Annotated in this window: 8 protein-coding genes and 2 tRNA genes; all 10 read right to left on the bottom strand. The window is 33.7% G+C overall.

The annotated features are described in order from the left end of the window. Positions 1-104: 104 nt before the first annotated feature. Positions 105-452, bottom strand: coding sequence for an integrase arm-type DNA-binding domain-containing protein (locus tag A9G30_RS03860; RefSeq protein WP_255305730.1), 348 nt, complete (start codon positions 450-452; stop codon positions 105-107). A gap of 293 nt (positions 453-745) precedes the next feature. Continuing rightward, positions 746-821, bottom strand: a tRNA-Gly gene (locus A9G30_RS03855). A gap of 12 nt (positions 822-833) precedes the next feature. Then, a tRNA-Leu gene (locus tag A9G30_RS03850) sits at positions 834-921 on the bottom strand. A 236-nt stretch (positions 922-1,157) separates the two neighbouring features. Then, entirely contained in the window at positions 1,158-1,712 is a 555-nt protein-coding gene (gene pgsA, locus A9G30_RS03845) for a CDP-diacylglycerol--glycerol-3-phosphate 3-phosphatidyltransferase (RefSeq protein WP_065567549.1), read from the bottom strand. A gap of 107 nt (positions 1,713-1,819) precedes the next feature. Then, a complete protein-coding gene (uvrC, locus tag A9G30_RS03840; protein ID WP_065580783.1) occupies positions 1,820-3,655 on the bottom strand; it encodes an excinuclease ABC subunit UvrC in 1,836 nt (611 codons plus the stop codon). A gap of 1 nt (position 3,656) precedes the next feature. Continuing rightward, positions 3,657-4,334, bottom strand: coding sequence for an arginine ABC transporter permease ArtM (artM, locus tag A9G30_RS03835; protein WP_065567551.1), 678 nt, complete (start codon positions 4,332-4,334; stop codon positions 3,657-3,659). Positions 4,335-4,346: 12 nt separating this feature from the next. Continuing rightward, positions 4,347-5,075 carry an arginine ABC transporter permease ArtQ gene (gene artQ, locus A9G30_RS03830; protein WP_065588115.1) on the bottom strand — a complete coding sequence of 243 codons (729 nt, stop codon included), beginning with the start codon at positions 5,073-5,075 and terminating at the stop codon, positions 4,347-4,349. Positions 5,076-5,209: 134 nt separating this feature from the next. Continuing rightward, complete coding sequence (locus A9G30_RS03825) at positions 5,210-5,944, bottom strand: transporter substrate-binding domain-containing protein (RefSeq protein ID WP_065567552.1); 735 nt, start codon at positions 5,942-5,944, stop codon at positions 5,210-5,212. Between the two features lie 23 nt (positions 5,945-5,967). Continuing rightward, the gene (gene artP, locus A9G30_RS03820) at positions 5,968-6,696 is read right to left on the bottom strand and encodes an arginine ABC transporter ATP-binding protein ArtP (RefSeq protein ID WP_065588114.1); all 729 of its coding nucleotides are present in this window, start codon (positions 6,694-6,696) and stop codon (positions 5,968-5,970) included. A 157-nt stretch (positions 6,697-6,853) separates the two neighbouring features. Then, positions 6,854-7,333: ElyC/SanA/YdcF family protein (locus A9G30_RS03815; protein WP_176700835.1), on the bottom strand; the 480-nt coding region annotated here is incomplete at its 5' end.

Below are 7,333 nucleotides of genomic sequence, written 5' to 3'. Positions count from 1 at the left end.
AGTATAAAACACTAAAACAAGCTGCATGATTTTCTACGTGAGTTGTGTACTAAGTTTGGGGTATTTACAGGTACTTTGCCTTCTTTTTAATGCATCCTCTCTACCTATATAGATATAGAGTTTTTCAATTTTAATTTTTTCCACTCTAAAGCATATTCGCTAAACAGGGGCGTTGTATTTTTATCTTCTTGCGGTGCTATTTTATTCTTTTTTATTGTTAATTGAAGCCTTGGATCAATGCCTTTAACCACATATTCATGCGTCTCCTCCTTAAGCTTTCTGGCATCAGACAGGTTTATTTCAGGATATCGACTAAACGACATGAGTTGTTGCTTGTTATACCAGTAAAACCTAAAGTCCTTGAGTTTAGCTCCAGTAGGCTTAATTTTTATCATTAGTTCCAAGCTATCATTTAGTGTATAGGCTTTATCCTTCGCTTTTGCTGCTTTAATTTTTAGTATCAGATAATTTAGACATATATATCCTCTTCTATCGTTAAAAAATTGAATTTAGCTTTTAAGTTAGCCAAGGCGAAAACAATTGAAGAAAAAATACAGTAATAAATTGATTTCATTAACAAAGAAAAGAGAATTGACGGTTACTTATTTTAAATTTAAGAGTTACTTATACTTAAATCTCTTGGAACTCATAAGATTTTATAGGAACATATAAGAATGAAAATAAACATAACTCAATAATTTTAAAACAGTTTTAGAAACTTATAGGAATGTATTAGACTATGAGATGGAGCGGGAAACGAGGTTCGAACTCGCGACCCCGACCTTGGCAAGGTCGTGCTCTACCAACTGAGCTATTCCCGCATAAGTAAAGGTTGGTGCCCGGGGCGAGACTTGAACTCGCACGGCCAAAAAGGCCGAGGGATTTTAAATCCCTTGTGTCTACCGATTTCACCACCCGGGCTCAAAACTGACTTACAAAAAGTAATTCGCTTTGAATGCAGTGCATTTTACCTATCTTATGATTTCAGTCAATAGAAATTTTAAATTAATTGTTTAATTGCTCAATGTTTAGCTAATTAATGATTAAAATAGGGGTATCAGTTAATTGATAAGGCGATAAGTAATTTTGTTTATACGTTTTGATTGAACAAAATTACTTATATAAAAAAGTGTTTGCTCAGAAATATAGAGAGTTGGTTATTCTTCTTCTAATAAATCACTGTGCGCTATCCATAAATATTGTAACATTGATAATAGCGTTAAAACTGTCGCAATAAATAATGCAACGAGACCAGCATAAATGACCATATCACAAGGACGCCATAGTAACCAAGTTAACGCGGTCATTTGGGTAATTGTTTTTATTTTACCAATTGACGAAACGGCCACGCTTTTACGTTTACCAATTTCAGCCATCCATTCTCGTAGGGCAGATATGATAATTTCGCGTGAAACAATAATAATTGTTGGAATAGAGATCCACCATGCTTGATAATATTGTGTAATTAAAACTAAAGCAATTGTCACCATAATTTTATCAGCAACAGGATCTAAAAAAGCACCAAATTTAGTTGTTTGTCCTAAGCGACGGGCAAGATAGCCGTCTAAAACATCGGTTACGGCCGCAATTAAAAAAATCAATGCAGAAAAAAAACCAGCCCATTGATGAGGAAACCAATAAAATGCCATCACAAAAAAAGGAATTAAAATGACTCTAAATAGTGTTAAGGCTGTTGGAAAATTAATTTTCATGTGATAGAAGCTCTTTTTTATTTTATTAATCAATGCATTAGTAATTAGCGAAAAATAGTCTTTTATTGGTGATTATGTTGCCTGAAAAATGTTAATTTTTCAATGTGTTATTGCTTTAAATTTAGATAAATTTTTTCAGCTAATGATTTAGATATTCCTTGCACTTGCGCTATTTCATCAATGCTGGCATTTTTTAGTTCTCTTAACCCACCAAAGTGTTTAAGTAATGCTTGCCTCCTTTTGGCTCCAACTCCTTCAATATGTTCCAAAGCACTATCGGTAAGTTGTTTGATGCCTTTTTTTCGTTGGCCGACAATGGCATGATCGTGTGATGCATTTCTGATTTGTTGAATGAGTAATAGAGCAGGGGAATGATCATCCAGATAGCGCCCAGTGCCATGAGCCTCAAAGAAAAGAGTTTCTAATCCTTCTTTACGCTCAGCGCCTTTTGCTACCCCAATTAAAATAGGATGATTTTTATTCCAATTAACATTCAATTGGTCAAATACTTGCAACGCTTGGTTAAGTTGTCCTTTACCGCCATCAATAAAAATGATGTCGGGGATTTTTTCGTCAGGAAGCTCTTTTTTGTTGTAACGGCGTGTTAATACTTGTTCCATTGCTGCATAATCATCACCTGGTGTGATACCTGTAATATTATAGCGTCGAAATTCGGCTTTAACTGGTCCTTTATCGTCAAAAACAACACAAGATGCAATGGTGTTTTTGCCCATAAAATGGCTAATATCAAAGCATTCCATGCGGTTAATTTTATCAATCCCTAAAAAAGCTTTTAATGCATCGTAACGTTGTTTTATGGTTGAGTTTGCTAATAGCTTATTTTTTACTTCAGTTTGAGCATTTACCGTTGCAATGTTGAGTAATTTTAGATTATCACCTTTAGGTTCATCAACCAATTTAACTTGGTGTTCAGCAATAAGTGACAGTGTCTCTTCTATAGGTTTTTTGTCAGATAAAGAATAATTCAACAAAATTTTCTTAGGAATGTTGCGGTTTTGATTACCTTGCAAATAAAATTGCCCTATAAATGTTTCAATAACTTCTTCTAATTCCGTATTGGATGGTACTTTAGGGAAGTAAGATCGATGACCAAAGGTTTGCCCGTTGCGAATAAATAAAACATATATACATGCTAAACCTAATTCATAATGAAAGCCAATCACATCAAGATTATCATTATTGTTATAAATTGCTTGTTTTTCATTGATATGTTTTATTGCTTGTAGTTGATCGCGTAGTGTTGCCGCTTTTTCAAAATTAAGTTCATTGCTGGCTTTTTGCATATCTTCAGTGATTTTTTGTAAGATTTGTTCTGATTGCCCAGACAGAAATAACCTTACATAGTTAACTTGCTGTTGGTAATCTTCATCACTCACTAAACCAGGTACGCAAGGCCCTAAACAACGCTTAATTTGATATTGTAGACAAGGACGGGTGCGATTGCGATATGTCGAATTCAGGCATTGTCTTATTGGGAATGTTTTTTGTAACAAAGCTAATATTTGTTTAACAGCATAGCCACTGGGATAAGGACCAAAGAACTCATCTTTTTTCCGATTTACAGCTCCTCGGTAAAGCGATAGTTGAGGATGTTGTTCTTTACTTAATTTTATAAATGGGTAGCTTTTATCGTCTTTTAAAAGCACATTGTATCGTGGCTGATACTTTTTTATATAAGTTTGTTCAAGTAGTAAAGCTTCGGTTTCGGTATTAGTAATTGTGAATTCAACATGGCGGATATGACTAACTAGCATATCTGTCTTTAAGGTTTTTTTGCTATTGTTAAAATAGCTTTTTAGACGGTTATTAAGATCTTTTGCCTTTCCCACATAAATAATCGTCTGTTTATCATTAAACATTTGATAAATACCCGGTTTATGTGGGACAGTTTTTAAAAAAGATGCTGAATCAAATGAGTTCATATTAGTTTTCAAATGTGAGGGCTTTTTTCTCTATTATCCTCATAATGGTGCTAAGCAAACCATTTATCAAGAGGTAAACTAGCCCAGCAGCAATAAAAATAGTGAAATCGTAATAATCCGCATTCAAATCATTACTATAACCCATCACATCCATCACAGGAATCATTGCGGCTAATGCAGTACCTTTTACGACAAACACGACTTCATTTGAATAAGTGGAAAGTGCACGTTTTAAAGCATAAGGAAAAACAACTTTTAACGTTTGTATTTTATCCATACCAAGTGCTTTACAAGCTTGCCATTGTCCTTTAGGTAAGGCTTTTAACGAGCCATAAAAAATTTGCGTTGTATAGGCAGCGCTGTTAAGTGTTAATGCCAAATAGGCACAAAACCAAGGTGATGAGATGGTATTATAAAGTAATGGTACTTTGATTAAAATATCTTTAAACTGTGATGGTCCATAATAAATAAGTAATAGCTGTACAAGTAAAGGTGTACCGGTAAATATAATAATATATGTGCGTATTACTTTATTTAGTATAAAGTGATTTAGTGATAATAAACATGATAAGCAAGTAGCAATAACTCCTGCAGATAAAATACCTAAAATGCTTAAACTTAATGTTTCAGGAAGACCTTGGCAGATTATTTTTAGGTAATGAATAAAATTATCAAACATAATGCGACCTTACTAATTTTTCGCTGAGGTAGGTTGTTCAAAATAGGTTGAGCGTTTTTCAATGCGCAATATAATTTTTTGACTAAAAATTGAGATAATTAGATAAATAATCATAGCCACGATATACCATAAAAAAGGTTGATTGGTTCGTGCAACAATGGTTTTGGTTTGCATCATTAAATCATTAATGGCAATTGCTGAAACTAATGCCGTATCTTTTAATAATATTAACCATTGATTACTTAGGCCCGGTAAAGCATGGCGCCACATTTGTGGCATAATAATGCGAAAGAATGTGCGAGATTTGCTTAGTCCTAAAACTTGCGCGGCCTGCCGTTGTCCATTAGAAATTGCTTTAAATGCACCACGTAAAGTTTGAGAGGCATAAACAGCATAGAGAAGAGAAAGTGCGGCAACACCACATAAAAAAGGACTAACATTAAAATCTTCAATGTTTAGCTGTATTGTTAAAGAGGTAAAATACAGATCGATGGTGAAACCATCATTTAATAATATCAATAATAACGGTAAACCGTTATAAATGGCTATCACAATTAATAATTCGGGTAATGCTCGAATAGTTAAGTTAAATAAAGACATGGTCCATGCAATGAGTTTGAATGGAACGGATTCTAATATTGAGAAAATAAAAGCAAATATAATCCCAACAATTAATGATACAAAGGCTAATGATAATGTGGTAGAAGTAGCTTCAATAAGCGGCAAAATGTAACCGTCCATTGAAGACAAAACCCATTTCATTTCATTTGCAAAAAAATCAAACATAAAAAAACCAAGATTAAATTAAAAAATAAATTCGCCGCAAGTGAATGCGGCGAGGTCATTATTATAAAATATATATTTAAATATAAAGTTTATTTGTTAAACCATTTTTTATAGATAGCATCTAGTTCACCGTTAGCTTTCAGTTTATCTATTGCTTGATCAAATTGGTTAAGTAGCTTTTCGTTACCTTTACGTATCGCAATTCCTAGCCCTTCACCAAAAAAGTCGTGGTCAATAATTTTATCACTTAAAGGAACGATGTCTGCATCTTTACCTAACCATTCACCAGCAACAATTGAACTTGAAACGATTGCATCAATTCGCTTAGCTTTTAAATCTAAAATAGCGTACTGATAGCTGTCATAACTTACCTGTTTGACATCTGGGTACTTTTCATTTAGGTATTTTGGATAAGTTGTGCCTTTTTGGATCCCAACACGTTTACCCTTTAATTGTTCAAGATCAGTTAGTGTATCTTTTAATGTAATAAACTGAATTGAGCTATCATCATAATAAATTTTTGTAAAATCAACTTGTTTTTGTCGTTCTGGCGTAATGTCAATACCCGCTATAGCAGCATCAATTCGACGTGTTTTTAAGCTAGGAATTAGGCCATCAAATGATTGATTAACCACTTTACAAGATGCTTTTATTTCATCACAAATTTTATTTATGACATCAATATCGAAGCCAATAATTTCATTTTTTTCATTAGTAAATTCAAAAGGCGCATAAGTTGCTTCAGTGCCGATGGTTAAAGTGTCTACAGCTTGAGCTAAAAATGTTGTTCCTGCAAGACAAATGGCTAGTAACGTTTTTTTCATATATCCACCCAATTTTATTTTAATTAATGTGATAAATAAGCTTTAAATTGCTCGGTTTTAGGATGTGCAAAGCATTCAAGTTGTCCTTGCTCAATAATTTTGCCATGCTCCATATAAATGACTTGTGAAGCTACTTTGCGCGCAAAATCGACTTCATGAGTCACAATAATTTGTGTAATACCTGTTTGTGAAAGCTCATTAATAATTTCAGCAATTTGTGATGTGATCGCTGGATCTAATGCGGCTGTTGGTTCATCAAATAATAATATTTGTGGCTCCATCATTAATGCCCTTGCAATAGCCACTCTTTGTTGTTGACCTCCTGAAAGATGAAGGGGATAACGCTGAGCCATATTATCAATTTGTAACCGCGCTAAAATTGCCATTGCTTTATCGCTAGCTTCTTTTTTTGATAACTTTAAAACTTGGCAGGGCGCTTCAATCAAATTTTCTAGCACCGTTAAATGTGGCCATAAATTGTAATTTTGAAAAACCATGCCGACATTTTTGCGAAGGTGTCGAATTGTGGATTCGCTGATTTTTTCTGAAAAATCAAAATGCGAGTTGGCAATAGTCATTTTACCTGATGTCGGTATTTCAAGTAAATTGAATACTTTTAATAAAGAGCTTTTACCCGCACCACTTTGACCAAGTAATACAATTGTTTCGCCAAGTGGATAGCTAAGAGAAACATCATTTAAGGCCTGATGTGTACCATAAAAACAGTTAATATGGTTTAATTCAATATTCATTATATATTTTTCTTGACTGTATAATTGATTAAATATTACTTTTTTTTGCATAAAAATGCAATCTAATTTATTGGACAATCTTTTCTTTGCTGTGTTTTTATACCACAATAGACGTATTACCTGAATTTTCTTTACAAAAAATTTAGGCTAAATAAAACTAATGACTATTAGTAATGATAGGAATTACTGGGCCAAGATATTTGGGTTCTTTATTAAGAATATAGAGATCAATAAAGGCACTGACGCGTGCAAACATTTCACGAATGCGCACTAGTTTCATGCTTGCTGGTGCTGGTACAGCAAAACATTGTGCTTGAATGTTATGTGCAAGCGCAATAAAAATAGCCCGTTCACAGTGAAACTCTTGCGTAATAATAGTAAAGTCATTGGCATCAAATACTTTATTGGCTCGAACTACCGAATCAAATGTTCTAAAGCCGGCATAATCTAAAACAATCGAATCGCTAGGAATACCTGCTTTTATTAAATCTTTCTTCATGGTGATGGGTTCGTTGTAACTCAAAAGCGCGTTATCGCCACTTAATAATAGATAATCAACTTTATTTTGCCAGTATAGATCGATGGCTCCATCAATACGATTCCGATAAAAGCCATTTATTCCGCCACCACGAACATA

This window comes from Gilliamella sp. Fer4-1, from assembly GCF_001690515.1.
GTDB lineage: Bacteria > Pseudomonadota > Gammaproteobacteria > Enterobacterales > Orbaceae > Gilliamella > Gilliamella apicola_C.
The sequence above is the reverse complement of the archived record's forward strand: the minus strand, read 5'-3'. Positions and strand labels throughout refer to the sequence as shown.

Coding starts and splice junctions, on each gene's coding strand:
- pgsA (WP_065567549.1), bottom strand. CDS start 1,712: ATGAAAATTAATTTTCCAACAGCCTTAACACTATTTAGAGTCATTTTA.
- uvrC (WP_065580783.1), bottom strand. CDS start 3,655: ATGAACTCATTTGATTCAGCATCTTTTTTAAAAACTGTCCCACATAAA.
- artM (WP_065567551.1), bottom strand. CDS start 4,334: ATGTTTGATAATTTTATTCATTACCTAAAAATAATCTGCCAAGGTCTT.
- artQ (WP_065588115.1), bottom strand. CDS start 5,075: ATGGACGGTTACATTTTGCCGCTTATTGAAGCTACTTCTACCACATTA.
- A9G30_RS03825 (WP_065567552.1), bottom strand. CDS start 5,944: ATGAAAAAAACGTTACTAGCCATTTGTCTTGCAGGAACAACATTTTTA.
- artP (WP_065588114.1), bottom strand. CDS start 6,696: ATGAATATTGAATTAAACCATATTAACTGTTTTTATGGTACACATCAG.